The sequence below is a fragment of the Candidatus Symbiopectobacterium sp. NZEC127 genome (assembly GCF_025962675.1).
Taxonomy (GTDB): Bacteria; Pseudomonadota; Gammaproteobacteria; order Enterobacterales; family Enterobacteriaceae; genus Symbiopectobacterium.
Genome location: NZ_JAGFPG010000108.1, coordinates 1 through 512, shown reverse-complemented (window position 1 = coordinate 512; position 512 = coordinate 1). Strand labels below are relative to the sequence as shown.

Sequence of the window (512 nt, the reverse complement as noted above, 5' to 3'; positions counted from 1 at the left end):
TGTCCATCAGGCTGAAGACAACTTTCAACCCAGCCAATATATCGATAAAACCCGTTAGCGCGCACCAATACATTACGGTCTGTTTCTAACCATATTTGTTGACACTTCATTTCGGTGAGCCATTTTTCAACCTCTATCATTAAGTGACGCCCCATGCCTTTCCCTTCAAAGCCAGGTTCGACAAATAATGCAAAAACGGAAGAATTATTTGCATCAGCCATGGCAAAAGCTCTGGTTACCCCATCAATTTCGGCAACCCATCCACGACCGTGACCGGTTAGCATTGCGGGCAGTGATTCTGGCGTTACCCCATACCTTGCTAAATCAGCCATAGTTGCTTTATTTTCTTTCACACTGATTCTAATGCGAAACATATCCGCAACATCCGTAACATCGGCAACTCTTATAACAAAGAGGCTTTCCATTTGATTATCTCAGGCTCATTAGAAGAGAATAACATCACGTCAAAACGAAGAATGTCTGTGTAGTGATAGACGTAACTACCTCAGCAT

General features: G+C 43.0%; 1 protein-coding gene. It reads right to left on the bottom strand.

Annotated elements, in window-relative coordinates:
• Window positions 1–425 (bottom strand): GNAT family N-acetyltransferase (locus J5069_RS24160; RefSeq protein WP_264646163.1); only part of this gene is annotated, 425 nt, incomplete at its 3' end.
• Between the last annotated feature and the right edge of the window lie 87 nt (window positions 426–512).